We start from the raw sequence: 25,988 nt of genomic DNA, 5'->3' as shown, positions 1-25,988 counted from the left end.
CGGAGCATGCCGCCGCGCAGGCGTTACGAGAGCGTGTTGGCGCTGATGCCGCTCAGCAACAGCGCCAGCTGCAAGGCAGAGACCAGCAGGATCATGGCGATCGCGCCGACCGCAACCATGCGCCCTGCCCTCGCGGAACGTATGCGGTAGCGCAATGCGAGCCGGGCGAGCGTCCGGTTCGCCCCGATGCTGCCAAGACCGATCAGCGTGACCGTCGTCGCGACGCCCGCGGCCATCGCGACGGTCGCAACCACGCCGGCGGCGAGCGCTCCGTTCGCCATCGACGTCACCAGCGCGAAGATCGCGCCGATACACGGCCGCACGCCGGCAGCAAGGCCGAGCGTCGCGATCTGGCGGATCTTCGAACGCGCCCGGTCCTCCGAAACAGGACGGGCATCCACTGCCGCCCGGGAAAGAACGGGCCCGGCGCCCGCTGCGAGACGAGGCTTCTCCTGCGCGACGCGGGTCAGCCGGTTACGCAGATACGCGCCTACGGGGGCTTCGTCGCCGCCCACTCCATCGGCTGCGTCCGGCGCCGCCTGCGGCGCGTCTTCGCCTGCATGATGCGCAAGCCTGACGACCGGCGCTTCGTCGCAGCATTGGCTGCGCGCGCCACGCGACCTGATAGCCCAGGCGCTCGTCACGCAGAGCAAGAGGTAGCTGACCGTCTCCATCGACGCGGCGTGCGGCATCACGCTCATGAGCCCCGCGTGCGTGAACCACGCGGCGCCCAGCACGAGCCCGATCGCGCTGAACGCCTGCACCGCGGCCGTCCACGCGCTGAGAAGCACGGCGTCCGCAAGGCGCGTGCGACGCGATCCGAGCCAGGTGCTGACGACGAGCTTGCCGTGACCCGGGCCCAACGCGTGTAGCGCGCCGTATCCGAACGAGACGACGACGAGCGTTGCCCATGCAGCGAGCGAAGCGCCGTGCGACCACTGGGCCATGAACCCTTCGATGCGGCCGTTCCAGGCCGCCTGCACGCGCAGCCAGGCGCCGACGCCCGCCCGCACGGAATCGGGCACGTAGCGATACCACCATGACGGAGCGAGCGTTGCGCTATCGGACGCCGCAGCAGTTGCCGTGGTTGCCGTGGCGCCCGCAGTGGCCGCCGCGCCGGTGGGCTGCCCGAAGACGTCCAGCGCTTCTGCATGCGCGTGCACGCAAGCCACGCACAACACCGCCACAACAAGCAACGATGCAACCGCCGCGCGTCCATGGCCGTGCACCATGCCGCGCAGCGTCCTGCCGAAAGCGGCCACGAGACGCGCGCATGGGCCAGGCAGAACCACGCGCGGAACCCTACGCAGCGTCACACGCAGACCGGCTAGCATGCGATCGCGCTCGCGTGAGGCAATACGAAGCCATTGAAGATGGGATGGGCCTTGTCCACGAAGGACCGGATCGAGCACGCACCGGGGGCGCCGGCCCCGAGCGATACCGCCTCGCCCGAATCCATTTCGTAGTCGACGTAATAGGACGGGTCCCACACGCCCAGTTCCACGCTCTTGCCGCGCACGTCGACAGGCGCCGCAAGCGGCAGCCGGAACGCGTAGGTGATCTTGCCGTCCTCCACCGACACCTGGAAGCCGGTAGGCGCGCCAAAGACCTGCGCGCGACCGTCGACGAAAAGATGGGTGAAGTAAGACGCGTGAGCGAGCGACACGAACGCCTCGTCGTGGAAACGCTTCGTGAGCGCCGCGTCGAGCAGGCCCTGCGCGGGCATCTGCCCGACGCCGACGAGCTGAACCGGAAAGCCTTCCGTAAAGCGCCAGCGCTCGTCGAGCGCGACGATGGACGTGCCGCTCATGCGGACGCTTGCCGTGTAGGCGACCCACACGTGGGGATGGGCTTGCGCAAGGCTTGCAGAAGCCAGAAGACACGCAAGAAACGCTCGTATCGACGAGACGGAAAAACGGCTGACGTGAGGCATCGGGCAGACGTGCGGCGATGGCGAAAAATGCTGCGCATTATCGCACTGGAGCGTGACGTGTAGCGGCTTTCTCCGTCGTGCCGCATTCGTCTATGAGCGCCCGATCGCCGCGCCGAATCCCCATGGTTCATCCTCGCCTGAGGGCGAGAAGGCGCGAACGAAAAGCAGGACTACCGCGAGCGCACCGCCGTCTGGTTCGGCAAGGTAAAGAGGCGCACCGCCTCGTCCAGCACGTTCGCCTGATTGGCGAGGCTTTCAGCCGTGGCGGCGCCCTCTTCGACGAGTGCCGCGTTCTGCTGGGTCGCATCGTCCAGATGCACCACCGAGTTGTTGATGCTGTCGATACCTTGCGACTGCTCGACACTGGCATTCGCGATTTCCTGAACGATCGCATACACGCGCTGCATGTTCGATTCGATTTCGACCATGCGGCCCGCGGCCCCGGCAACGCTCTCGCCCGCCGCCTGGGCGACGGTCGCGTTGGTATCCACGATCGCCTTGATTTCGCGCGCCGCCGTCGCGCAGCGTTGCGCGAGTCCGCGCACTTCGCCGGCCACCACGGCGAAGCCCTTGCCCGTTTCGCCCGCGCGGGCCGCTTCCACCGCCGCATTGAGCGCGAGGATGTTGGTCTGGAACGCGATGCTGTCGATCGTCGTGACGATGGCGCGAATCTGGTCGGACGAACGCGAGATGCCCTGCATGGTGGACTCCGTCTGCCGGATCGCATCGCAGCCGCCGCGCGTCGCTGTCTGCGCGTTCTCCACGATGCTGTTCGCCTGGGTCGCCGCGTGCGAATTGCTCTTGACGGTGGCCGTGAGTTCCTCGAGCGAAGCCGCGGTCTCCTCCAGCGACGCCGCCTGCACCTCGGTGCGTCGCGACAGGTCCATGTTGCCTCCGGCAATTTCCTGCGACGCCACCTTCATCTGTTCGATCTGCGTGCGCACGTCGGAGACGATCGCGACTAGACTCACGCGTAACTGAGCCAGTCCGCGCAGCGTCTGGCTCGTGCACGTGCCCGACGTGGCCGGCACATGCACCGTGAGGTCGCCCGCGGCCATGCGCGCCGCGATGCGGTCCACTTCGGCAATGCGACTTTGCGCGCGCTTCGCCACGAAGAAGGCCGGCAGCCACGTGCCGGCCGCGACCATCGCGAGCGCGGCGCTCACGAGCGTCGCGCCCGATAGCCGGTCCGCGAAGGCGAAGAGCGATGCGACAGCGGCCACGCCCGCCGCACCCGTCATGAAGATGTGCGCGGGCAAACCGGCATCGCGCCACAAGTCGAGCGCATGGAGCACGCCCACATGCACGACGCGGCCGCCGCGCAGACACACACCCTTCGCCTGACCGCTGCGCAGGCGCGCGTAGAGCGCCTCGGCTTCGCGAATCTCGGCGCGCTCGGGCTTCGTGCGAACGCTGAGATAACCCACGGCCTCGCCGTGTCGCACGATGGGCGTGACGTTGGCCCGCACCCAGTAATGGTCGCCGTTCTTGCGGCGGTTCTTCACGAGCGCCGTCCATGACCGCCCGGCCTTGATGGTCGCCCACATGTCTTCGAATGCCTGCGGCGGCATGTCCGGATGCCGGATCACGTTGTGCGGCTGGCCGATCAGTTCCTCGCGCGAAAAGCCCGAGACCTCGATGAAGGCCGGATTGCAGTACTCGATGTGGCTGGAAAGATTCGTGGCCGACACCAGCATGCTCGATGCCGGATAGTCGTACTCCACGCCTGTCACGGGAAGATTGTTGCGCATTGAGTCTCCTTCACTCCCGCCGCGCCGGCGGTTTGCCTGATGCTGTTCTTTTCATATGCCGCGCCTTGCTCGCCGGCGATGCCTGCCGGCTGCGAGCCGCGCGGTGCCCACATCGGTATGTCGACACCTGCGCACGTTGCCGAAGGGCAGTGAACAGCGATTGCGCCACGGGTTTTGCTCGCGGAAAAACGCTGGAATGGAAACGGCGAGCGCCTACGCGACCTCGACGTGCGCGCCCTGCGAAAGTTGCGCGACGGCCGCGCAGAGGCGGTTCGCCTTCACGGGTTTGTCGAAATAGGCCGACGCCAGCACCGATGCCGCACGGTCGCGGTATTGCGCTTCGGTATGGCCCGTCACGAAGATCGCGGGAATGCCCGCGTATTGCGGGTTCGAGCGCATCGCGCGGCAGAAGTCGAAGCCGTCGAGCGTGCCGCCCAGCACGATGTCGAGCACCACGACGTCGGGGCGCGTCTCTTTGAGCATGGCGAAGGCCGCTTCCGCCTCGCCCACGGCCGACACCGTGCAGCCCGCGCGTTCGAGCGCCGCGGCCAGCACCTTGCGCGAGACAGCGTCGTCGTCCAGCACCATCACCGACTTGCCGGCGAGCGGACGAGGCCTTTCCCGGCGCGCGTAGCTGATGCCCGCCGAGCGGCGCACGCCCGAGAGCGTCACGCTCTCGCTCTCGTCTTCCGCCACTTCGCCGAGCGCCGTCACGACGACGATGCGCGGCTTCCTGCCGCCTTCGATCATGCGATCGAGAAACGCGGGCGCGCCGAGGAACAGATCGAGCGAGCTGTCCGCGCGGAACTTCAAACCGCTCGCGCGCACGAGCGCCGAGAACTCGCGCACGAATTCAGTAGGGCGCCGCTCCGCGAACGCGACGTTGAAGACGGTGCCGCGCTGCGCCGCCGCGACAAGGGCCTGCCATGACGCGATGCCGGCCGCGCTGCAGCCTGCTTCGACGCGGCTCAGGGTGTCGGCCGTCACGCTGCACAGCGCGCGCGCCGCCTCTGTGGCGTCCGGCGTCGGAGCGGTCCGCGCCGCGGCCCTCGTGGTCGCGCGGCCGGTGGTTCTCGTGGTGGTAGTGGTGGTGGTTCTCATCTTGTCTTTCCTTTCAATGCAACGCTTCAGTGCTGCACCGTCGAGGCGACGGTGGGCGCGCAGCCCGCCTGCGCCGCGTCGTCGAGCCATGCGTGCAGCGCTGCCTCCTTCAGTGCTGCCGACCACAACCAGCCCTGCCCTGTCGAGCACCCGTAGGCGGCCAGCCGGTCGCGCACCTCGACGCACTCGATGCCTTCGGCCACGGTCGTCACGCCCATGTCGCGACTCATGGCGATCAACGCACTGAGAATCCGCGCGCTATCCGCGTCATGCAGCGCGCAGCCCACAAACGCGCGGTCCAGCTTCATTTCGCTGAACGGAATGCGCAGCAGCGAGAGCATCGACGAGTAGCCCGTGCCGAAGTCGTCGATGGCGAGGCCCACGCCGTCGATGCGCAGGCCCGTGAGTACGTTGCCCACGGCCACCGAATCGCTGAGCGGGCTGCCTTCGGTCAGTTCCAGCACGAGCGCCGACGGAGGCACGGCGTACTCGTGCAGGCAGCTTCTGACGAGATCGCCGAACGCCGCATCGACGAGCGAAGGCGGCACGTTCACCGCCACGCTGACCTCGGGAAAGCGGCGGCGCCAGCGCGCACACGCGGCAAGCGACGCTTTCAGCATGAGCGCCGTGAACGCGCGCGCCTGCCCCATGCTTTCGATGACGGACACGAAACGTTCGGGACCAATGGTGCTGTGCGCGTCCGACTGCCAGCGCGCGAGGGCCTCCACGCCCACCACGCGGCCGGTGCTGAGTGACACCTGAGGCTGGAAGTACGGCACGATTCGGCCGCCGGCCAGCGCGAAGGTCACGTCGTCGGGATCGCATGGCTCGTCGGCCGCGGGCTGGCGCACGGCGACGGCCCCGCGCCCGGCGCGCAGCAGCGCGGCGAGGCTGTCTTCGCAGATCGGCTTGCGCAGCGAGCCGGCGACGTGCACCCCGCGCGCCTCGGCAATACGCGAGACCGCATTGCGCGTGCGTTCGTCGCAGCCGCTCGCGAGAATCACCGAGCGCGGCACCGTATCGTTGCCGAGCGAGTGCAACACGTCGAGGCTCGTGCCGTCTTGCAGACGCAGATCGAGCAGCACCATGCGTACGTCGTCGTTCTGCAGATGCGCACGCGCCTCGCTCACCGTGGCGGCCGGCAGACCGCGCATGCCGAGCTTGCGCACCATGGCTTCCATGATGCCGCGCTGCACGGGGTCGTCTTCGATGATGAGCACGGCGCTTTCGCGCTCGCTCGCATGGGCGTCAATCATGTGTGTCTCCGTGCACGAAGAGGTCGGCGAGACTCGCATGAACGCGCGCGTAGACCGCGCCGATGTGGGCCGACGCTGCGTCCCTGTCGTCGGGCTTGCCCTCGCGCGCCTGCTGCCCGGTCTCTTTCATGAGCCGCCCAAAGCCGGTGGCCCCCACGTAGGCGCTGCTCGACATCAGGGTATGAGCGAGCCGGCCCACTTCCATCCAGGCGCCCGCCTCCAGCGCGGTGCGCAATTCGTTCACCTGCCGGGACGCGGTGTCGAGGTAGGTCGAGACGATGTCCAGCGCGACATCGGGGCTATCTTCGTCCGCGAGTTCGCGCAAGGCATCGATGCACGCATGGTCGATGGCCGCGGCCGCGCGGACCGCTTCGTCGATCTCGGTCTGGGCCGCCGCGACAGCAGGCGCGTCACCGTCTTTCAGATGCGCCTTCACGGCCGCGGAAAACTCCGCGAACGTGAACGGCTTGGCCATGATCGCCGTCACGCCCACGGAGCGGCATTGCACGACGTTGGCCGAGGTCATGTCCGCCGTGATCGCGATGATGGGCACGTGGCCCGTGCCGCGCGTGGCTTCGAGCGTGCGGATGGCCGCCGTCGCCGCGATGCCGTCCATCTTCGGCATGTGGCAGTCCATGAGCACGAGGTCGAAACGATGCTGCGCGAAGAGCCGCACGGCCTCTTCGCCGTCGCCCGCCAGTTGCGCCGTGAGCCCGAGCCGGCGCAGCGACGCCATGGCCACAGCCTGATTCGTCGGGTTGTCTTCGGCCAGCAGAACGAGCGGTGCGTGTTTCGCCGCGGCGCCCGCCGGCAACGTGTGCGCGTGCGGAGGAGGGTTGGATGTCATGGGGTCGCCTTCGTGGAGCGCAGCGGGTGGCACGTGTGCGTCGGTGGAGCCCGCGGCGGGTTGAGGGGCGAGCGTGAACGGCAGCACGACGGTAAAGGTCGTACCGCGGCCGGGTTCGCTGTCGAGCTGAAGCTGTCCGTCGAGCCGTTTGACAAGTTCGCGTACGAGAAAGAGGCCCACGCCCGCGCCGTCGTGCGCGCGCGTGCGGCTTTCGTCGGCCTGCGCAAACGACGCGAAGACCGTCTCGCGCTGCCCGTGCGCAATGCCCGGACCCGTGTCGTTCACGACGACGGTGAGCACGACGTCGTTCGCGCCGCGGCGAGCCAACGCGGTAGACAGCGACACGCTGCCCTCCGTCGTGAACTTGACCGCATTCGAAAGCAGGTTCGCCACGATCTGCGCGACGCGGTCGCGGTCGGAGAGCACGCGCCATGCGTGGCCTGCGGGAGATAGGAGGCCGAAGCGCTCGTGCACGAACGCGAGCCCCTTCGCCTCGGCTTGCTGCCGATAGGGCGCGGCCACGGCATCGAGCAGCGCGCCCGGATCGAACGCCTCGCGCCGCAAATCGAGCGTGTCGGCACCAATCTCCGCCACGTCGAGAATCTGGTCGATCACGTCTTTCAGCGCCGCGCCGGAGTCGCGAATACTCGTGAGCAGCACGTGCTGCTCGCCGGTCCGGTCCAGATCGAGCAGCAGGTCCGCCGCGCCCACCACGCCGTTGAGCGGCGTGCGCAGTTCGTGGCTCATGCGCGCGAGAAACTGGTTCTTGGCCGCGTTCGCGACTTCCGCCACGTTCTTCGCCGCCAGCAGTTCTTCGGCAAGCTGCTGCTGTTCGACAATCTTCTGCCGCAGCGAATGGTTCGCCACGGTCAGACGTTCGCGCGCGCTGCGCAGCCCCTCACGGGCGTCCACGAGGCTGATCGCCGCGTTGGCCACTTCCGTCTGCATCGCGTTGAAGCTGTGCGCCATTTCGCCCAGCTCGTCGCGCGAACGCACGTACACGCGGTGCATGTCGATGGCCGCGTGCGCGGCGTCCAGGTCGCCGCGTCCGAGCGCGCTCATGGCCGCCGAAAAATCGCGCAGCGTGCCCGTGGCCAGTTTCTTCGCGGCCTTGGTGACTTCCTGGGCCGAGTGCGAGATCACGCCGGGCAATACGATGCCCACCGTGATGGTGAGCATCGCCACCATCACGAAGATGTCTTCGAGCGCGGTGCGCCAGTGCAGATGCGTGTCGGGCAGCAGCGCCACGGCCTGCATGTAGCCGGCACCATCCAGCGCGAGCACGAGCAGCATCGCGCCCGTGAGCCGCAGATGCAGCGTCGGCGCGATGCCGGGCAGGCCCGCGCGCCGCCGGTCTTCCCAGCGTCGCCACGCATAGGCGGCCGCACCCGAATACGCCATCGCGAGGCCGAACACCACCGTCGGCAAGCCGAACTGCTCGAAGCCGAGAATGGTGGCCACCGCCCACACGCAGGCCGCGGCAAGCCCTAGCCCGATCGTGTAGCGCGGCGCGCGATAGACGCGCACGGCGTGCGGCGCATCGCGTCGAAGCAGCCACACCGCCACGCTGGGTGCGGCGATGCCGATGAGGTACGTGAAGTTGGCGGCGGCCACGAGCCAGATCGGGTCGCCGATCAGCAGGAACGCAATCGCGAAGCCCGCCGTGACAAGCGTCGCGTTGACGGGCACGTCGTTGCCATTGCGCTTCGACAGAAACCGCGGCGCGAGCTCGTCGTCCGCCAGCTGCGAGAGCGTGCGCGCGGCGCCCGCGAGCGGCTGGATCGTGCCGTGGAACATGTTGAACATCATGAACCAGATGGCCGCCGATTTCGCGAGCGCGCCGAACACGGGCGCAAACGTGGGCCCGAGCACCTGCCCCAGATCGCCGCCGAGCGCCTGCGGCCCCAGCGTGCCGAGCCACACGAGCGGCAGAACGACGAAGTAGACCGACGCCATCGCGGCGCTCGCCTTCATGGCGCGCGGCACGTTCCTTTCGGCGTCGCGCGTTTCGGCCACGTGGCACGCCGCCGCTTCGAAAGCCGGCGCCGCGAAGCCGATCAGATAGAGCCCTGCCATCAGCGACGTGACGCCGCCAAACCAGCCTGCGAACGGTGTGGTCAGATGGAAGTCGACGGCGCGATGCCAGTCCGTGGCGCCCGTCAACACCGGCGCGAGCGCCGACACGAAGGCGAGCAACGCCGAGCATGTCGCGATGGGCACCGCGAGCCGCGTCACCCAGCGAATGCCCAGCAGATTCACGCCGGCGAACAACAGCACGAGCGAACAGGCGAGCACGGGCACGGCCACGCCAGGCAGGTACCACTCGTGGATCGCCGTGGCCGAGAGAATCGCGGTGAGTCCGCACGTGGGCACCCAGCCCCACCAGTAACAGGTGCCGGTCAAGGTGGAGAGAATGCGGCCATACGGCGCGAATGCTTCGGTGCAGGCCGCGGCAATGCCACCCACGCGCCGCGGCGACATCATCACGAGTTCGATCCACCCGGGCAGCGCCGCGTAGCTGAGCAGCAGCCCCACGATCAGCAGCGGCACGGCGGCGCTGCCCTGCCCGGGAATATCGCCCTGGCCCGCGAACAGCGCGGCGATGAGGAACAGGCTCTGGTTGCTGCCGCCCATGGCGAGCGCCGTCGTGCCGATCCATCCGATGCAGCGTCGGTAAGGCTTCGCGACCATGGCTTCGCCGGCGCGGGATGCGCTTGCCGTCATGCTTTCGACTCGAGGCACGTAGAGGCCGCGGCGCAGTCGCGGCGCGACAGCACGTTGACGATGGCGCGGTCGAGCGTCTCGGGGCTCACGGGCTTCACGAGGTAGTCGTCGAAGACGGCGGCACGCTGATCGTCGAGCGGCCGCTCGTCGCCCGTGAGCGCCACGAGCGGCACCGGCGAGCCGAACTCGGTCTGTGCCTGCAATTCGCGCGCAAGCGAAACGCCGTCGAGGTCCGGCATGTTGATGTCGAGCACGGCGAGGTCGAACGGCTTCGTGCGCAGCGCGGCGAGCGCATCGCGGCCGTTCGATACGGCTTCCACGCGATAGCCGAGCCGGTTCAGCACGGCCCTGATGATCTTGCGGCTCACGTCGTCGTCATCGGCAATCAGCACGAGCTGCTCGCCGCGGTTGAACGCGCATGCCGGGCCGGACGGCGGGGCCACGACGTCTTGCGCGACCACCGAGGGAATCGTGCAGGTGAACGTACTGCCCGCACCGGGCGTGCTCGTCACCTCGATGGTGCCGCCCATGCCGGCAACGAGCTTCTGGCAGATGGCGAGCCCCAGCCCCGTTCCGCCATAGCGCGCGCGCACGGCGGCGTCCGCCTGCTCGAAGTGGCCGAACAGTTTGCACGCGGCAGCCGCTTCCATGCCGATGCCGGTATCCGCAACCGATATGACGAGGTCGATACGCGCATCGTCACGCACGCGCGTGCCGGCCGACACCTTCACGGTGCCCTGCGCCGTGAACTTGATGGCGTTGGAAAGCAGGTTCATCAGGACTTGCGCGATGCGCGTGCGATCGCCCATCACCGCGGCGGGCACGCCGGCATCGATATCGAGTTCGAGATTCACCGTCTTCGCCGACGTCTGCGCCTTCACGCTCGCCACGGCGCAACGCAGTTCGCGCCGCAGATCGAAGGGCTCGTAGTTGAACGTGAAGCCGGTGGCTTCGAGCTTCGCGAGATCCAGCACTTCGTTGAGCAGGCGCACCAGGTGCCCGGTGGAATCGCGCAGCGCCTCGGCGGCGAATTCGTCCGGCTCCGCGCCGCCCGGCTGGCACATCAGCGATACGGCGCCCGCAATCGCGTTGAGCGGCGCGCGCACTTCGTGCGTCACCATGGCGAGGAAATCGGCGCGGGCTTTCTGCGAGGCGAGCGCGGCCTGCTCCGCTTCGCGCTGCCGCTGCAGTTCCGCTTCGAGGCGCAGCGTCTGCGCACGCAGATGAAGCTCGTCCACCACGAGCGCCGCGAAATCTTCGAGCGCGGCGGCTTCGGCCGCGCCGAACGCGCGCGGCTTCGTATCGATGATGCACAGCGTGCCGATGCGTTGCGCTTCGCCGAACACGAGCGCCACGCCCGCATAGAAGCGGATGCCCGGTGCACCCACGACGAACGGATTCTCGGCAAAGCGCGGGCTTAGCAAGGCATCGTGCACGACGTACACGCCGTCCGTTTCGAGCGCCGCCTGGCAGAACGAAGAGTCGCGCGGCGCGGTCTCGACGCTCACGCCCAGCCTCGCCTTGAACCACTGGCGATCGCGCGTGGCGAAAGCGATCAGGCAGCCCGGTGCATCGAAGTATTCGCTCACGCGCCGCACGATCCGGTCGTAGGCATCTTCCGGCAATGTATGAAGTATTTTCAGAGACTCGAGCGTTGCCTGCCGGCGTGCTTCCGACGCCTCCGCGTCGCGTGTATGGTCCGCTTTGCCCTCCTCCAGGCGGGGGCTCGCGCATGGCATGGTCAATATGCTCATGGGAAATAGTCGCTTGTTCGTTGTTGAAGTCTTACGTGTAGTAACGACCACACAGCGATTAACTGAATGGTGCGATATGCAATAAGCGCAATGTGCTCGCTCGCCATACCACTTCACCGTAGCTTTTCTCTTCCGCACACCTTTTGATATGCCTCAAGCAGGCTCGCACAGCCTTGCGGAAAAGGGATTTCCGCGCTTCTCGCCTCTTCAGGAAACGCTCCATTACGCTCTTTTGCGGTTTTCTCGTTGCAGGGTTTTCCTTCATGTCGCGCGCCTCATTGCAAGAACCGCACGCGAATTGCGCGAGTTACGCGCATTGAATTTCATGCGAATGGCCTGGCGCAAACCCTGACGCAAACGATTTGCGCGCACATTGCGATTTCAGTAACGCCCGCCGGCGACGACATAGCAAGAGAAGAAACCGTTCATTGCGGACCACAGGAGGGCAAGCGTATGAACTTCAGACAAATGACGGTGCGTGCCAAACTCACCGTGACCTTCGGCCTGCTCGCAGCGCTCGTGCTGCTCGTGTCGGGGCTGGCGCTGCGGTCGCTCGGCGATGCGAACGAACGGTTCGCGGACTACGTGAGCGGCATCAGCGCCCGCGCGGAACTGGCCGAGCAGATCCGCACCGCAGTGGACCAGCGTGCGATTGCCGCGCGCAACCTCGTGCTCGTGACGAAGCCCGGCGATATCGAGATCGAAAAGGCCGCAGTCACCCAGGCGCATGAAGAAGTGCAGGCGCGGCTTCGCCAGTTGAAGGACGCGGTGGCGACCAGCACGAGTGCAACCGCGCAGGCGCGCGAACTCGTGGCCGGCATCGACCGTGTGGAAACGCAGTACGGCCCGGTTGCACTCGCCATCGTCGACGCCGCGCTGCACAGCCAGCACGATCACGCCATCGCGATGATGAACGACCAGTGCCGCCCGCTGCTCGCCGAACTCATCAAGGCGACGAACGCGTTTAGCCAGTACACGCGCGGCCGCGCGCAGCAGATGATGCAGGAGTCCGCCGAACACTATGCGAGCCAGCGCGCCTTGCTGATCGGCCTGTGCATGGCGGCCATCGCGGCAGCGGTCGTCGCGGCGCTGCTCATCACGCGAGGACTCACGCGCTCGCTCGGCGACGAGCCGGCTGCGCTGGGCGACATCACGCGGCGCGTGGCCGCGGGCGATCTGAGTCCCGTGCAAGGTGCCCACAGCGCACCGAAGGGCAGCGTGCTCGCCTCCATGGGCGAGATGCAGGCCAGCCTCGTGCGCCTCATCGCCCAGGTCCGCACCGCCGCCGACAACATCGCCACAGGTGCCAGCGAAATTGCTTCGGGCAACCAGGATCTGTCGTCGCGCACCGAAGAACAGGCGTCGTCGCTGCAGGAAACCGCTTCGAGCATGGAAGAACTCACCTCCACCGTGCGCCAGAACGCCGAGAACGCGCAGCAGGCCAGCGCGCTCGCCGGCAATGCGTCCGAGGTCGCCCACAAGGGCAGCGCCGTGGTGGGCCAGGTGGTCGAGACCATGACCGACATCAGCCACAGCTCGTCGAAGATCGCGGAAATCACCGGCATCATCGAAGGCATCGCGTTCCAGACCAACATCCTCGCACTCAACGCCGCAGTGGAAGCCGCGCGGGCCGGCGAACAGGGCCGCGGCTTCGCGGTGGTGGCAAGCGAGGTGCGCAGCCTCGCGCAGCGTTCGTCGAGCGCGGCGAAGGAGATCAAGGACCTGATCGCCACCTCGGTACAGAAGATCCAGGAAGGATCGCGCCTCGCCGACGACGCGGGCAGCACGATGGCCGAAGTCACCCAGGCCGTGGCGCGCGTGACGGACATCATGGGCGAGATCGCGGCGGCATCGAGCGAACAGAGCCGCGGCATCGAGCAGGTCAACGTTGCGATCACGCAGATGGACGAGGTCACGCAGCAGAACGCGGCGCTCGTGGAGCAGGCCGCGGCAGCATCGAAGTCGCTCGAAGACCAGGGGCATCAGCTGACCGAAGCGGTGTCGTTCTTTCGGCTGAGTTCGGGCGAAGAGCTCCGTCGCAGCGGAACCGCCTCGGCCACCAAGACTCCCGCCGCAACGGTGCCCGCGCGCAAGCCCTCAGCAACCCGTGCGCCCGCGACGCGGCCGGCGGCACCGAAGCGTACGCCGATCGCAGCGCCCGCCCCTGCCCCGGCACTGGCGACCGCGGATACGGGCCGCGACTGGGAAACCTTTTAACGCACCACGTGCCCTTTCACTTGAGGAGAACACCATGAATGCAGTCGTCGAAACCGCGCTGCCCGCACGCGCTCGCGGCGAGGTTGCCGAAGCCGAAGCCGGCGCGCAGGAGTTCGTCACGTTCCGCCTTGGCAACGAGGAGTACGGCATCGACATCCTGCATGTACAGGAAATTCGCTCCTATGACGAACCCACGCGCATTGCGAATGCGCCGCCGTTCGTCAAGGGCGTGATCAACCTGCGCGGCGTGATCGTGCCGATCGTCGATCTGCGTCTGAAGTTTGCGCTGGAACGCGCGGACTACGACGACTCCACAGTCGTCATCGTGCTCAACGTCGCGGCCCGCACGGTGGGCGTGGTGGTGGACGCGGTGAGCGACGTGCTGGAACTCAGTCCGGGCGACCGTCGCCCGGCCCCTGCGTTCGGGGCATCGGTGGACGCGAGCTTCATCACGGATCTCGCCACGGTCGCGGGCGACGACGGCGAGCGCATGCTGATCCTGCTCGACATCGAACAGCTCATCGCCGGGGCCGACATCGGGCTCGTGGCCTGACTCGCGAGCGGGCGTCGGGACGAACCGACGCCCTCGTTCTCAAGGCTGCTGCCCCGCGTAGAAGCGCGCGGCGAAGCAGCAGGAGCGTACCGCCCGCAGGCGCGCAGCTGGCCCTGTCGAATCGACCGAAACTGGCTCTGTGAGACCCACCGGTTTGTCGCCACAATCGGGACTACCCCCTGCCCTCTCGCAGGCCCGATCCGTGGGAAGCCCATGTACGTACCCGCTCATTTCGACGAAGCTCGCACCGAGGTCCTACACGCGCACATCGCGCAGCATCCGTTCGGCATGCTCGTCACGCACGGCACAAGCGGACTGGACGCCAATCACCTGCCCTTCGAACTGGCTGCCGCGGAAGGCCCGCTCGGCGTGCTGCGCGCGCACGTGGCCAGAGCCAATCCGGTCTGGCAGGACGTGGCGAACGGCGACGAGGTGCTCGTCGTGTTTCGCGCGGGCGACGCTTATATCTCGCCGAGCTGGTACCCCAGCAAACACGTGCACCACAGGCAGGTGCCGACGTGGAACTACAGGGTCGTGCACGCCTACGGACGCATCGCGATTTGCGACGACGAACGGTTCGTGCGCGGCCTTGTCGGCCGCCTTACGCGTATGCACGAGGCCGCGCAGCCTGCGCCCTGGAAGATGAGCGATGCGCCGGCGGACTATATCGACGCCATGCTGAAGTGCATTGTGGGGCTGCAGATCGAGATCACGCGACTCGTGGGCAAGAGCAAGATCGGCCAGAACAAGGACACCGAAGACATCCGCGGAGCCGGCGAAGCGCTAAAGGCGAGCGGTCAGACGGAGATCGGCGAGGCCATGCTTGCCGTGGCGGCCGGCAAATCGCCATAACGCCGCGCGAGCACCGCGCCGGCGATACCCCATCGCGTCACGCTTTCCGTTCGAAGAGGTTCTCTCTCCATGTCAGGCAACACGTTCTTTTCGGCCAATCTGCTGCTCGCGTACATGGCGTATTTCGTCGGCGTCGCGAGCCCGGGGCCCAGCAATCTCGCCATCATGTCCATCGCCGCGCATCGTGGGCGCAAGGCGGCCCTCGCCTTCGCGCTAGGCGTGATTTCAGGGTCGATGTTCTGGGCGACGGTGGCCTCGGCCGGCATCTCGGCGGCGCTCGTTGCGTGGTCGCAGTTCATCGTCGCCGTGAAAATGTTCGGGGGCGTGTATCTGCTCTGGCTGGCCTTCAAGTCGGGGCGCACCGCATTGAGTGCGCAGGCCGCCACCGTGCCGCGCGACGTGCAGCCCGAACCGTTTAAGCGGCTCTACACGAAAGGCGCGCTGCTGCATCTCACGAACCCGAAGGCGATTCTCGTCTGGGTATCCATCGTCGCGCTCTCGTCGAACAACGTGGGGCTCGCCCACGATGCCGTCGTGCCGGGCTGCGCGGTAATCGGCACGGCGGTGTTCAGCACCTACGCGCTGGTGTTTTCCACGGCGACGGCGCGGGCGGCTTATGCGCGCACGCGTCGCGCGCTCGAAGGATGCCTCGCCGTGGTGTTCGGGGTAGCGGGCATCCGGTTGCTGGCGTGGTCGTCCACGTCGAGATAGCGTCGTGTGCCCGGGGCAGCGCCCGTTGCGACGACTTTGCACGCTGCGGCAAGCACGCAACACGCGAGGCGCTGCGCTTCACGCCATCGCGCGGCACGCCTCGGCGCAGTTGCGGCACGCCTGCGCGCATTGCCTGCAATGCTCGTGCTCGTGCTTTTCGCACTGGGCGGCGCACGCGTCGCAGAGACCGGCCGTACCCACCCGAGAAAGGATGGCGCCGTCGCGTCAGGCCGGCACGTCGTCCACCTCGCTTCTCGCATAGCGGCCCGGCGGCATGCCGACGTGCCGCGTGAACGCCACGCCGAACGCGCTCACCGAACCGTAGCCCACGTGCGCGGCGATCTCCGCAATCGACCGGTCCCGCTGGCGCAGCAGCCGCTTCGCGAGTGCCATGCGCCATGTCAGCAGATATTCCATCGGCGCTACGCCCACGGCGCGGCTGAAGCGCTCGAAGAAGGCCGAACGCGACATCGCGGCCTCGCGCGCCAGTTGAGCGACGGTCCACGCTTGCGCGGGGAATTCGTGGATGCGGCGCAGCGCGAGCGCAAGGCGTGCATCGGAGAGCCCGCGCACGAGGCCCGGCGACGCCGCCGTGCTGGCCGTGGAGCGCAGCGCTTCGATGAGCAGCACTTCGAGCAGCCTCGCCATCACGATTTCCCGCGCGGGACGATCCGCGCGCGATTCGTCGCCCACCAGCTGGACCAGCGTGGCAAGGCGCGACGCTCCGCGCACGTGCACCCATTGCGGCAGCAGCGAGACCAGCAGCGCGGAGTCCGGCGAGCCGAACACGCAGTGGCCCACCAGCATGCGCACATTCACGGGATCGTCCGGGTTGCCGACGCGCGCGCCGCCGGGGATGGGCGTAATGGGCGTCGTGATGGCTTCGTCGTCGGCGGGCGGCGGCGCATCGAGGCTGGATGTCGCGAAGCGGCGCGCGGCGGGAAGCAAGGCGAAGTCGCCTTCGTTGAGCGTGATCGTCTCGCTGCCTGTCGTTCCGTCGACGGTGAGACGGCAGCCGCCTTCGAGCACAGCCAGGTAGAACGGGCGTCCCGTCTCCGCGCGGCGCACGCCCCACGTGGCCGAGGCGAGGACGAGTTTCGAGTGCGGCGCGCCGGGCTGCAACAGCGACACGACTTCGGCAAGGGGGTCGACCATTCCGGACGATCTCTACAAAGAAATGGACCTCCAAGTATAGTTCGTCCGAAATCGGGCGGCTATCGTACAGGCATTGCCAACCGAAGTGCCCACCGATGGAGTTTCCGATGTCCCCTGCTTCCACCGTTCTCATCACCGGCTGTTCGTCCGGTTTCGGACTCGAGACCGCGCGCTTCTTCCTCGACAAAGGCTGGCGCGTCGTCGCGGCGATGCGTACGCCGCGCGAGGATGTGCTACCGCCCTCCGAGCGGCTTCGCGTGCTGCCGCTCGACGTGACCGATATCGCAAGCATTCGGCGTTGCGTCGACGCGGCCGGGCCGATCGATGCGCTCGTCAACAACGCCGGCGTCGGCATGGCGGGACCGCTCGAGGCTATCGATCTGAACCACGCGCGCACGGTCTATGAAACCAACACACTCGGCACCATCGCGATGACGCAGGCCGTGTTGCCGCAATTCCGGCAGCGGCGCGCAGGCGTGGTGGTGAACGTGACGTCGACCGTCACGCTCGCGCCGTTGCCGCTGCTCTCGGTCTACACCGGCAGCAAGGCGGCAGTGAATGCGTTCACCGAATCGCTCGCGCTGGAGCTGGCGCCCTTCGACGTGCGCGTGCGCCTCGTGCTGCCCGGACGGTCGCCCAGCACGAGCTTCGGCAACAACGCGCGCCGCCTGATGAGCGAAGACGTGCCCGAGGCCTACGCCGAGTTCACGCAAGGCGTCTTCGCCGCGATACGCGACACGAGCACGCCGGTCACGTATGCGGAGGATGTGGCCGAAGCCGTGTGGCAAGCCGTGACCGATCCCGCGGCGCCGATGCGGATACCCGCGGGGGCCGATGCGGTGGCCGCGGCAACGGCGGCACGCTAACTGCCGGCCTTGCTGCATGTCACGACTTGTCGCTACATCGGCTACGAAAGCGATCGCAGGTGGCGACGCAGACGGTCGACCTCGCCTTGCGCGAACGGCCGCTCGATTTCGGTGTGCGTCTGCTGCCACACCGGGAATGCCCGCGCGAGCAACTGCTCGCCCGCAGGCGTCAAGCGAAGCCGACGGCTGCGCCCATCGTTCGGGTCCTGCTCGATGACGACCAGCTCACGCCGCTCCAGCGGTTTGAGCGCGGCCGTTAGCGTGGTGCGGTCCATCGCCAGCAACGACGCCACGTCTTTCATCGCCGCCGGCTGAGGCCGGTTGAGCGACATCAGGAGCGAGAACTGCCCGTTCGTGAGATCGAACGGACGCAGCGCCTCGTCGAATATGCGCGCGAGGTTGCGCGCCGCCCTCTGCATGTGCAGACACAGGCAGCAGTCGCGCACCATCAGCGTGGTTTCGAAAGGGAGAGACTTTGGAAGTTTCTTTGCGCGTGCCATGTTGCAATTATGTTGATATCAACCTATATTGTCAACGCCGGGCGACGACATTCCGTTGCGCCCGTCAACAGAAGGAGGAGACGTGAGCGATCAAACGTTGTTTCTGGCCGTATTCCTCGGCAGCAAGGACAATGCGCGCATGAAGGCATGGCAGGCGCTTTCCGAAGACGAACGGCGCGCAAAAGAACGCGAAGGCATCGCCGCCTGGGGCGCGTGGGTCGAAAAGCACAAGGCGGCCATCGTCGAGATGGGCGGTCCGCTCGGCAAGACGAAGCACGTCAGCAACAAGGGCGTCGAGGACGTGACTAATGCACTCACCGCGTTCACGGTCGTACGGAGTGCTTCGCATGAACAAGCGGCGCGAATGTTCGAAGGGCACCCACATTTCACCGTCTTCCCCGGCGAGTCGATTGACGTGATGCCCGTGCTGCCCATCCCGCAAGGCTGACAGGCATCGCAATCGACACGTCAGGTGTAGAACTCGCAGCAGATATCGATACGACCGCCGCCCGCAAGAGTGGGTGGTCCCCACTGTCTGGAGGAGTGTGATGAGACTTTACGGATTTGCAGGAACGCGCTCGCAACGTGCGCTTTGGGGCCTCAAGGAAGTCGATGCCGACTTCGAATTCGTCTCGGTCAACCTGCGCGAAGGCGAGCACAAGCGGCCCGAATTCCTGCGCATCAACCCTGCGGGAAAGGTGCCCGTGCTGGTGGACGGCGACCAGATCATTCCGGAGTCCGCAGCAATCGTGCTGTACCTCGCGGACAAGTATCCGGAGAAAGGACTGATGCCCGTCGACCTGAGCGAGCGCGCGCAGGCGTATCGCTGGACGCTCTTCGCCGTGACCGAACTGGAACAGCCGCTGTGGCGAATCACCCGTCACACCCTGCTGTATCCGCCCGAGAAGCGCTCACCCGCCGACATCGAACTCGCGCGCGAGGACTTCAGGACGATGGCCGTGATTCTCGAGAAGCATCTCGACGGGCGCGAATTCATCATCGGCAACAAGCTCTCCGTAGCCGACTGCGTGACGGCCTATCTGATCGATTGGGCCAACGAACTGAAGCTGCTCGATACGTTCCCGCAGTTGCAAGCCTACCTGGAGCGCCTGTATGCGCGGCCCGAAGCACCGCAGCGTATCGCCGAGGCGCGCATGGCGGCGTGAACGCTTTGCTGTCACGGCGGCCAGCGTTTGCGCGAGACAACGGCGAAACTCACGGCGATCGCCCCGCCCTGCCTGGGCGTCGCGTCTTCAGAAGGCGTCACGGCAAAGCGCGACCGACGGACACGCGCCTTGCCGCCTGACGCCGCCCCCGTCGACGGTTCTTCGGAAGACGCCGGGCGGTTGCCGGCTGCATCGGTTGAGTTTGCCTCGTGCAGGCAGTCGCAGGTCGCTTGGGAAGACATGGCCGTCGCTCGTGAAAGGGCATGTCCGTATTGAACGCGTTGCGCATCGATCAGTAAAATGAATCATTCGATCGATACGATAACGTGCCGGAATGGAACTCAAACTGCTGAGAGCGTTTTTGACCGTGGCCGAGCTACGCCACTTCGGACGCGCAGCCGAGGCGCTGCACCTGAGCCAGCCTGCGTTGAGCAAGCAGGTGAATGCGCTGGAGGCGAGCCTGGGCGGAAAGCTGTTCGAGCGCGGCCGGCACGGCGCCGCGTTGACGCGCTTCGGCGAGGGCTTCCTGCCCGACGCGAAGGCGCTCGTCCACGACGCCGACGACATACTCGGGCGTGCGCGCGAAGCGAGCCGCGGCACGCGCGGGCATCTGCGGATCGGCATCTGCCTGTCCGTGTTGACGCTCGCACCGCAGATCATCGCGGACTTTCGCCGGCAGTGCCCCGGCATTGCCGTTGCGCTGAGCGATCTCTCCTCCGACGAGCAAACCCGCCGCATTCAGGCGGGCAAGCTCGACGTGGGCTTCATGCGACTCTCCCCTGCCGAGGGTTTGTCTTCGCTGGGCGTGATCGACGAACGCCTCGCGCTGGCGTTGCCGCCCAGCGTGGCACGCGTACGTGTGCCGTCCGGCTTGCGGGCACTGAACGACATGGGCTTCGTGGCGCTGCGGCGCACACGCGGCCCCGGACTCGCGGCGCAGATCGAGAACTGGTGTCGCGAGCATCGGTTCGTGCCCAACGTCACGCAGCAGGCCGACGACGTGCAGTCGGTCCTGGCGTCGGTGGCCGCGGGGGTAGGCGTCGCGTTCATTCCGTCGCGCGCGGAGCACCTGCTTCGCGACGCCACCGTGGTGCCGCTGCGCGGCAAGCATGCGACGTGGCGAGTGGGCCTGGTGTGGGCGAACGGCGCCCACAATCCCGTGACGTCGCAGTTCGTATCGTTCGTTCGTGCAGCGCTGAAAAAGCGCTGACGGATGCGGCGCGCCCCGTCGCCCGGGCACGGGAACGCCTCAGGCGCGCTGTCCAGCCGCTTCGAGAATGAGCTGCGAGATCTCGTCGGGATGAGAGATCAGCGAAAGATGGCTCGACTTCAGCTCGATGGTCTTCGCGCCCATGCGTTTGGCCATGAAGCGTTCCAGATCCGGATTGATCGTGCGGTCTTCCGTGGAAACCGCGTAGAAGCTCGGCTTCGAGCGCCACGCCGCATGCGTGGTCTTGCCGGTGAGCAGGGCCTTGTGGAACGGCTCCTGCACCGCGAAGAGCACCCTGGCCTTCGCTTCGGGCAGGTCGCCCGCGAAGTCGCGCAGGAAGGCCGCCTCCGTCAGGCGCCCTTCGTCGCCGTCGAACACGATTCCCGCGGAGGCCGGCGGCGTCGGATACGTTTTGGCCAGTGCCGTGTAGTCCTCGCCGGCATCGGGCGCACGCGCGGCCACATAGACGAGCGCCGAGACGTTGGGATGCACGCCGGCTTCCGTCACGATCATGCCGGAGAAGGAATGCCCGACCAGCACCGTCGGCCCATCCTGCCGGTCCAGCACCCGCTGCGCCGAGGCAACGGCATCGGGCAGCGTGGTCAGCGGGTTTTGGACGGACGTGACGTTGAGTCCCGCGGCCTGCAACCGCGGAATCACTTCCGACCAGCACGACCCGTCCGCGAAGAGCCCATGCACCAGCACGACGTTGCGCGCCTTCGTGGGTGCGGGCGTGGCGGCCATGCCGCGCGAGGAAATCAGCGAGGCGGCTGCGCCGGCAATGAGCGCGGCCGAGAAGCTACGTCTGTTCATCGTCATCGTGCGTCTTCCTTCCTGGTGGGTTGCGGTGTGTGCAACAACGGACTAGCGGCCTTTATATTCCATCACGGGCCTGGGTTGCCCCGCCCGGGCCGCCTTGATGGCCGATGCGAGCCCGGCCGCGGCGTCCTCGGTGTCGAAAAGCGGCATCGCGATGTCGAAGAGCGCCTCGTCGGCGGCATCGATGCCGCTCACCGCCCACATGCGAAGCAATGCCTTGTGGGCAGCGTGCGCGCGCGTCGGACCTTGCGCCATCTTCAACGCAAACGCCAGGGCCTCTTCGGGCAGCTGCGCGTCCGGCACCACGCGATTCACCACGCCGAAATGCTCCATCGTCGCCGCGGGCACCTGCTCCGACGTGAACGCCCATTGCGCGGCGCGAAAGCGCCCTGCCCGCTCGGCGACGCGATAGATGCCACCCAGCATTGTCGCGATGCCCAGCGTCTGTTCGGGATGACCGAAGCGCGCGGACTCGGCAGCGAACACCACGTCCGCGCGTAAGGCGAGTTCCAGTCCGCCACCGAAGCAAAGCCCCTGCACGGCCGCCACCACCGGCAACGGCAAACGCTCGAAGCGGTTGAACGCGTTCAGGTAGCGCTCGAAAAGCGCACGCAATGCGGCCCGCGACATGCCCTCCCACGGAAGAATGTCGCCGCCGAAACTGAAATCGGCGCCCGCCGCGCGAAGCAGCACGGCGCGTGCATCGCTGCGGCTGATGGCCGTCAACGCGTCGTCCAGTTCCCCGATCATCTGTTCCGCAAGGCGGTTCTGCGGCGGATTGTCGAGGCTGATCGTCGCGAGCCGGTTCGAGATGTCGAGAAAGAGATGAGCCATGGTCAACCCCGTGCTGATGAAAGATGCTCGCGAAACCACTCGACAGCGGCGCCGCTCGCCTCGCGGAAATACCGCAGGTAGGCGTCGAAGTGCCCGCCCGGAATCAGCGCGAGCCGCTTGGGCTGCAACGCTCGTTCGTACGCGGCGAGCGCCAGATCGGTGACGGTGATGGTGTCGTGCGAGGCGACGACCATCAGCAGCGGCGTGGGCGAGACGCGCGCAATCCACACGCCGGGCTCGTACATGCGAGCCGCGCGCGTGGAGCGCACGGTCACAGCATTGTCCCAGGTGCCGTCGGGCACGGACTGCAGGTAGAACGCGATGGCGTCCTTCGTGCGATACGCCGCCGGCACCGCGGGATCGTCGCTCACGACGGCCTGCCGCAGGGGCGCCTCGCCGCGGGCCTGGCCGCGCTCGTCGTTCGCGAAGGTCTCTTCCATCGATGCGACGAATTCGGGCGCCACGCGGCGAAGCCCCTGCTCGTACCCGCTGATGGTGGGCACCTGCGCCACCACGCAGCGCAAACGCCGGTCCGTCGCACCCAGCACGATGGCGTGGCCGCCGGCATAGCTCGTGCCCCACAGGCCGATGCGCGCCGGGTCCACGCCATCGTACGCTTCCAGAAACGAAATGGCGCGACGCCAGTCGGCAATCTGCCGCCACGGGTCGATGTCGTGCCGCGGCTCGCCTTCGCTCGCGCCGAAGCCGCGATGGTCGTGCAGCAGCACGATGAAGCCAGCGTCCGCGAATGCACGCGCAAAGCGCTCGATGCCGTGCTCCCGCGTGCCGGCATACCCGTGCGCCATGGAAATGGCGGGCAGGCGCGTTCCGTTGCCCGCGGGCACGAACAGCCACGCGTGCAGCGTGATGCCGCCCTCTGCTTCGAATTCGACGTTCAAACGCTGGACCACGATCACGCCTCCTTGCTTCGTCGGATGAAACGAACCGCTGCACGACGACCGGCCGCTGCCGCGTCGAGCCGGCGCGCTCGTTCGGAAAATGCCATGTCGCCGCATGCGGCGCGGCAGCGGCGAGAAAAATGAAGCGGCCGGGCTACTTTGTCGGCACGGGAACGATCGCCGAGATACGCCAGCCGTCCGGTGTGCGGATCGCGATTTCGTTGACGAGGAACTGGAACGTGGCCGCCGGCTGGCCCGCGCCACCGGCCGTGATGCGCGTGGGAGCGTAGATGTGGGCCGCGTCCGCGCCGAGCGGAATCACGCGCATGGCGCGCTCGTCCGGTTCGAAGCGCCACGTGCCGGCGAAGACCTCGCGGAAATGATCGAGCACAACGTGGCGGCCCCAGAACGTGTAGGCGCGAGCAACGAAGTTCACGGGGTCGGGCTGTCCGTCCGCCGCGCGCGCGAGGATCGAATCCATCACTTCGATGTCGTGAGCCGTTTCGCCTGCTGCCTGCCGCAGGAAAAGCGCGCGAACGTCGCGCAGGTCCTCGGGGCTCATCGTCGAAAATGTACGAACGTTCACAGTGACCTCGCGACGCGGATTGTCGGAAAGGAAGACCGGCGCACGATGCCGGCACGCGGCGCGCGCGAGTCGCCTCGTGGGCGGGGAACCCGGATGGGTTGGTCAGTATGCTAGCGGTTGAGGGAGCGGCGCAGAAGCCGCTTTCGGCGGCGTTTGGTACGGGAATGATGTCATTTTCCACACCGGCCGCGAGCGGGCCTTCACGTTGCGTTGCCGCTGTCTTCCGCGGCACGGCGCGATGGTCCGCTCGCCGGCATCGACGTTCTGTCGCGATGAAGGCGCTGCCACGCGCGTGGGCTGATGCCCGTCAGCCGCTTGAACCATCGCCCCAGATGCGACTGGTCCACGAAGCCGCACGCGAGCGCAATGGCCGGCAACGCAAGACCGCTTTGCAGCAGCAGGTCTTTCGCGAGCGCGATCTTGTTCTTGAGCGCCCACCGATGCGGCGGCAAGCCCGTGGATTGCTTGAACTCCCGCGCAAAGTGACTGGGCGAGAGCCCGCACGCTTCGCCGAGTGCGGCCAGCGTCACGCTGTCGTGATCGCGAACGGACAGCATCGCCTTGGCACGTTGCAGATGCGCGGGAGAAAGGCCGCCGCGCACGCGGTGTAGCGTGCCCGTTGAATGCGTGGGGCCGCAGCCGTCCAGCACGTAGGCGCGAATGGTGCGCGTAGAGAGATCGAAGAACAGCGCGGGCGCGCTGTCGTGCATCGACTCGTCGAGCGCGTGAGTTGCATGCACCTGGACGGTGACGAACGAAGGCGCGTGGAAGACGTCGGCGGATCGCTCCATCATGAGGCCACCCGCTTCGTCCTCGCCGGCGACCGCAGGTCCGCTGCCGGTGTGTCGGCGAGCAGGCGGTCCAGCGCGGCCGTCAGGTGTTCGACGGGCGCGACGCCGCGCACCACGACCGGCGGTCGCGCTTTCGCTTCGTCGCCGGCATGCGAGAGCATCACGAACGGCAGCCCCGTTACGCCGAGGCGGCCGGCTCTCGCTTCGTCGTCCTCGATCGCTGTCTTGAAGCGCTGCGCGGCAAGCGATGCGGCCAGCGCCGCGCGATCGACGCCGCATTCGGCGGCAATCTCGAGCAGCACGTCCGCACGGCCGATATCGCGGCCATGCTCGAAATAGGCCTTGAACAGCGCGCGATGCACGGCATCGAAGCGGCCCACGGTGCGGCTGAAGAAAGCGGTTTCGAAAGCAAGGCGGCTGCGCGGCGCGACGGGCGGCAACCGCACTTTCACGTTGCGTTCCGCGGCCAGCGGATAGACCGCATTGAGCCAGATGTTGGTGATGTATTCGCCGTCGGGTTCGATCAGCGCGATGGGCTCGGGACGCAGTTCGAACGCGTGCCACTCGAGCACGAGCGGCACGCGCGACGTCTCGATGAACCGGTCGAGCACACCCATCTGCAGATAACAGAACGGGCACACATAGTCTGCCCAGCACGCTATGCGGACGGTCGGCATCGGAATCATGAAAAGCCCCTCGGCAGGCCCCGAGAGTGGACATGCGTTTCGGAGGTTCGGAACGGGTTGGACGTATTGGACGCGTTGAACGTGGCGTTTGCGCGGACCATGATACCCGCGCGTCCATTTCGCGTTGCGCACGCCCGGTCGGTTCTGGTACGCAAATGCTGTTTTTTTGGCACTGCGGTGCCCGGGTCGGCGCGCTTCGTGCTGATGAATCTCATCGCCCCGCACGTGGGCCCGCAGTCACGCCGCGGGGCGCGACCGTCTATCGATGTGTCCCCGCATACGCGGCTTTGAGCGCCGCGACGTCGAACTTCGTCATCTGCATCATGGCTTCGGCAACACGCCCGGCCTTCACCGGATCGGTGTCGGCGATCATCGGGATGAGGTCGTCGGGAACGATCTGCCACGACACGCCGAAGCGGTCCCTCAGCCAGCCGCAGCCGTCGGCCGTGCCGCCCTCCAGCAGCGCGTCCCAGTAGCGGTCCAGCTCGGCCTGATCCGCGCAACTGACCATCAACGAGATCGCATGATTGAAGGCTTCGCGCCGTTCGTGGCTCATGGCGATGAAGGGCTGCCCGAAGAGAACGAATTCCACGACCTTGGTTGCGGCGGTGCCCTGCACCGACGTGACGCGATTCACACGCGAATCCGGAAAGATGCCCGCATAGAAAGCAGCGGCTTCTTCGGCTTCTGACGAGTACCAGAGAAACGGCGTGATCTTTTGAATCGACATCGCATGTCTCCTTTTTCAGTGTCGGCATGGCGCGCGCCGCGGGCACG

General features: G+C 67.0%; 25 protein-coding genes. 8 read left to right on the top strand and 17 right to left on the bottom strand.

All coding sequences use genetic code 11. The features are described 5' to 3' along the window. Positions 1–23: 23 nt before the first annotated feature. From U0042_RS25870 to U0042_RS25840, 7 genes are all read right to left on the bottom strand, one after another. On the bottom strand, positions 24–1,232 hold the full coding sequence (locus tag U0042_RS25870; RefSeq protein WP_157977892.1) for a nickel/cobalt transporter: 1,209 nt from the start codon (positions 1,230–1,232) through the stop codon (positions 24–26). Positions 1,233–1,327: 95 nt separating this feature from the next. Beyond that, the gene (locus U0042_RS25865; RefSeq protein ID WP_114814240.1) at positions 1,328–1,933 is read right to left on the bottom strand and encodes a DUF1007 family protein; all 606 of its coding nucleotides are present in this window, start codon (positions 1,931–1,933) and stop codon (positions 1,328–1,330) included. Positions 1,934–2,103: 170 nt separating this feature from the next. Beyond that, on the bottom strand, positions 2,104–3,684 hold the full coding sequence (locus tag U0042_RS25860) for a methyl-accepting chemotaxis protein (protein ID WP_114814241.1): 1,581 nt from the start codon (positions 3,682–3,684) through the stop codon (positions 2,104–2,106). A 213-nt stretch (positions 3,685–3,897) separates the two neighbouring features. Further along, positions 3,898–4,785 carry a response regulator gene (locus tag U0042_RS25855; RefSeq protein ID WP_114814242.1) on the bottom strand — a complete coding sequence of 296 codons (888 nt, stop codon included), beginning with the start codon at positions 4,783–4,785 and terminating at the stop codon, positions 3,898–3,900. Between the two features lie 26 nt (positions 4,786–4,811). After that, a complete protein-coding gene (locus tag U0042_RS25850; RefSeq protein WP_198665393.1) occupies positions 4,812–6,041 on the bottom strand; it encodes an EAL domain-containing protein in 1,230 nt (409 codons plus the stop codon). Continuing rightward, complete coding sequence (locus U0042_RS25845) at positions 6,034–9,612, bottom strand: ATP-binding protein (RefSeq protein WP_114814244.1); 3,579 nt, start codon at positions 9,610–9,612, stop codon at positions 6,034–6,036. The genes U0042_RS25850 and U0042_RS25845 overlap by 8 nt, the downstream gene beginning before the upstream one ends. Further along, on the bottom strand, positions 9,609–11,366 hold the full coding sequence (locus U0042_RS25840; protein ID WP_114814245.1) for an ATP-binding protein: 1,758 nt from the start codon (positions 11,364–11,366) through the stop codon (positions 9,609–9,611). Before U0042_RS25840 ends, U0042_RS25845 begins: the two co-directional genes overlap by 4 nt. Positions 11,367–11,819: 453 nt before the next feature. Between U0042_RS25840 and U0042_RS25835 the strand changes: the two genes are divergently transcribed. From U0042_RS25835 to U0042_RS25820, 4 genes are all read left to right on the top strand, one after another. Beyond that, complete coding sequence (locus tag U0042_RS25835; RefSeq protein WP_327205006.1) at positions 11,820–13,583, top strand: methyl-accepting chemotaxis protein; 1,764 nt, start codon at positions 11,820–11,822, stop codon at positions 13,581–13,583. Positions 13,584–13,617: 34 nt separating this feature from the next. Then, on the top strand, positions 13,618–14,136 hold the full coding sequence (locus tag U0042_RS25830) for a chemotaxis protein CheW (RefSeq protein WP_114814247.1): 519 nt from the start codon (positions 13,618–13,620) through the stop codon (positions 14,134–14,136). Between the two features lie 213 nt (positions 14,137–14,349). Next, complete coding sequence (locus U0042_RS25825) at positions 14,350–14,988, top strand: FMN-binding negative transcriptional regulator (protein WP_114814248.1); 639 nt, start codon at positions 14,350–14,352, stop codon at positions 14,986–14,988. Between the two features lie 69 nt (positions 14,989–15,057). Then, complete coding sequence (locus U0042_RS25820; RefSeq protein WP_114814249.1) at positions 15,058–15,699, top strand: LysE family translocator; 642 nt, start codon at positions 15,058–15,060, stop codon at positions 15,697–15,699. Between the two features lie 78 nt (positions 15,700–15,777). Here U0042_RS25820 and U0042_RS25815 read toward each other — a convergent pair whose 3' ends face one another. Then, complete coding sequence (locus tag U0042_RS25815) at positions 15,778–15,900, bottom strand: four-helix bundle copper-binding protein (RefSeq protein ID WP_419150467.1); 123 nt, start codon at positions 15,898–15,900, stop codon at positions 15,778–15,780. Positions 15,901–15,924: 24 nt separating this feature from the next. Beyond that, positions 15,925–16,854 (bottom strand): AraC family transcriptional regulator, encoded by a 930-nt coding sequence (locus tag U0042_RS25810; protein WP_114814251.1) that lies wholly within the window; start codon positions 16,852–16,854, stop codon positions 15,925–15,927. A 107-nt stretch (positions 16,855–16,961) separates the two neighbouring features. Here U0042_RS25810 and U0042_RS25805 point away from each other — a divergent pair, with 107 nt between their 5' ends. Further along, entirely contained in the window at positions 16,962–17,720 is a 759-nt protein-coding gene (locus U0042_RS25805) for an SDR family oxidoreductase (protein ID WP_114814316.1), read from the top strand. A 41-nt stretch (positions 17,721–17,761) separates the two neighbouring features. Here U0042_RS25805 and U0042_RS25800 read toward each other — a convergent pair whose 3' ends face one another. Further along, on the bottom strand, positions 17,762–18,220 hold the full coding sequence (locus tag U0042_RS25800) for a MarR family winged helix-turn-helix transcriptional regulator (protein ID WP_114814252.1): 459 nt from the start codon (positions 18,218–18,220) through the stop codon (positions 17,762–17,764). A gap of 139 nt (positions 18,221–18,359) precedes the next feature. Between U0042_RS25800 and U0042_RS25795 the strand changes: the two genes are divergently transcribed. The 3 genes from U0042_RS25795 to U0042_RS25785 all read left to right on the top strand — a co-directional run bounded on the left by U0042_RS25795 (position 18,360) and on the right by U0042_RS25785 (position 20,596). Next, positions 18,360–18,668, top strand: a complete 309-nt coding sequence (locus tag U0042_RS25795; protein WP_114814317.1) for a hypothetical protein — start codon at positions 18,360–18,362, stop codon at positions 18,666–18,668. 100 nt (positions 18,669–18,768) lie between these two features. Further along, entirely contained in the window at positions 18,769–19,386 is a 618-nt protein-coding gene (locus tag U0042_RS25790) for a glutathione S-transferase family protein (protein ID WP_114814253.1), read from the top strand. Between the two features lie 334 nt (positions 19,387–19,720). Continuing rightward, the gene (locus U0042_RS25785; RefSeq protein ID WP_114814254.1) at positions 19,721–20,596 is read left to right on the top strand and encodes a LysR family transcriptional regulator; all 876 of its coding nucleotides are present in this window, start codon (positions 19,721–19,723) and stop codon (positions 20,594–20,596) included. Between the two features lie 39 nt (positions 20,597–20,635). Here the strand turns inward: U0042_RS25785 and U0042_RS25780 are convergent, their stop codons facing one another. The 7 genes from U0042_RS25780 to U0042_RS25750 all read right to left on the bottom strand — a co-directional run bounded on the left by U0042_RS25780 (position 20,636) and on the right by U0042_RS25750 (position 25,941). Then, on the bottom strand, positions 20,636–21,415 hold the full coding sequence (locus U0042_RS25780) for an alpha/beta fold hydrolase (RefSeq protein ID WP_114814255.1): 780 nt from the start codon (positions 21,413–21,415) through the stop codon (positions 20,636–20,638). A 45-nt stretch (positions 21,416–21,460) separates the two neighbouring features. Further along, the gene (locus U0042_RS25775; protein ID WP_114814256.1) at positions 21,461–22,249 is read right to left on the bottom strand and encodes an enoyl-CoA hydratase/isomerase family protein; all 789 of its coding nucleotides are present in this window, start codon (positions 22,247–22,249) and stop codon (positions 21,461–21,463) included. Between the two features lie 2 nt (positions 22,250–22,251). Then, positions 22,252–23,160 carry an alpha/beta hydrolase gene (locus U0042_RS25770; RefSeq protein ID WP_114814318.1) on the bottom strand — a complete coding sequence of 303 codons (909 nt, stop codon included), beginning with the start codon at positions 23,158–23,160 and terminating at the stop codon, positions 22,252–22,254. Positions 23,161–23,302: 142 nt separating this feature from the next. Next, positions 23,303–23,734: a nuclear transport factor 2 family protein gene (locus U0042_RS25765; RefSeq protein ID WP_114814257.1), complete on the bottom strand. Its 432-nt coding sequence runs from the start codon at positions 23,732–23,734 to the stop codon at positions 23,303–23,305. A 200-nt stretch (positions 23,735–23,934) separates the two neighbouring features. Continuing rightward, a complete protein-coding gene (locus tag U0042_RS25760; protein WP_114814258.1) occupies positions 23,935–24,528 on the bottom strand; it encodes a helix-turn-helix domain-containing protein in 594 nt (197 codons plus the stop codon). Continuing rightward, positions 24,525–25,211, bottom strand: a complete 687-nt coding sequence (locus U0042_RS25755; protein ID WP_114814259.1) for a DsbA family oxidoreductase — start codon at positions 25,209–25,211, stop codon at positions 24,525–24,527. The genes U0042_RS25760 and U0042_RS25755 overlap by 4 nt, the downstream gene beginning before the upstream one ends. Before the next feature lie 259 nt (positions 25,212–25,470). Then, on the bottom strand, positions 25,471–25,941 hold the full coding sequence (locus tag U0042_RS25750) for a VOC family protein (RefSeq protein ID WP_114814260.1): 471 nt from the start codon (positions 25,939–25,941) through the stop codon (positions 25,471–25,473). Positions 25,942–25,988 lie beyond the last annotated feature (47 nt).

The sequence above is a fragment of the Paraburkholderia kururiensis genome (genome assembly GCF_034424375.1).
GTDB classification, from domain to species: Bacteria; Pseudomonadota; Gammaproteobacteria; order Burkholderiales; family Burkholderiaceae; genus Paraburkholderia; species Paraburkholderia kururiensis_A.
Note: the sequence above shows the minus strand (reverse complement) of the source record. Positions and strands in the feature narration are given on the sequence as shown.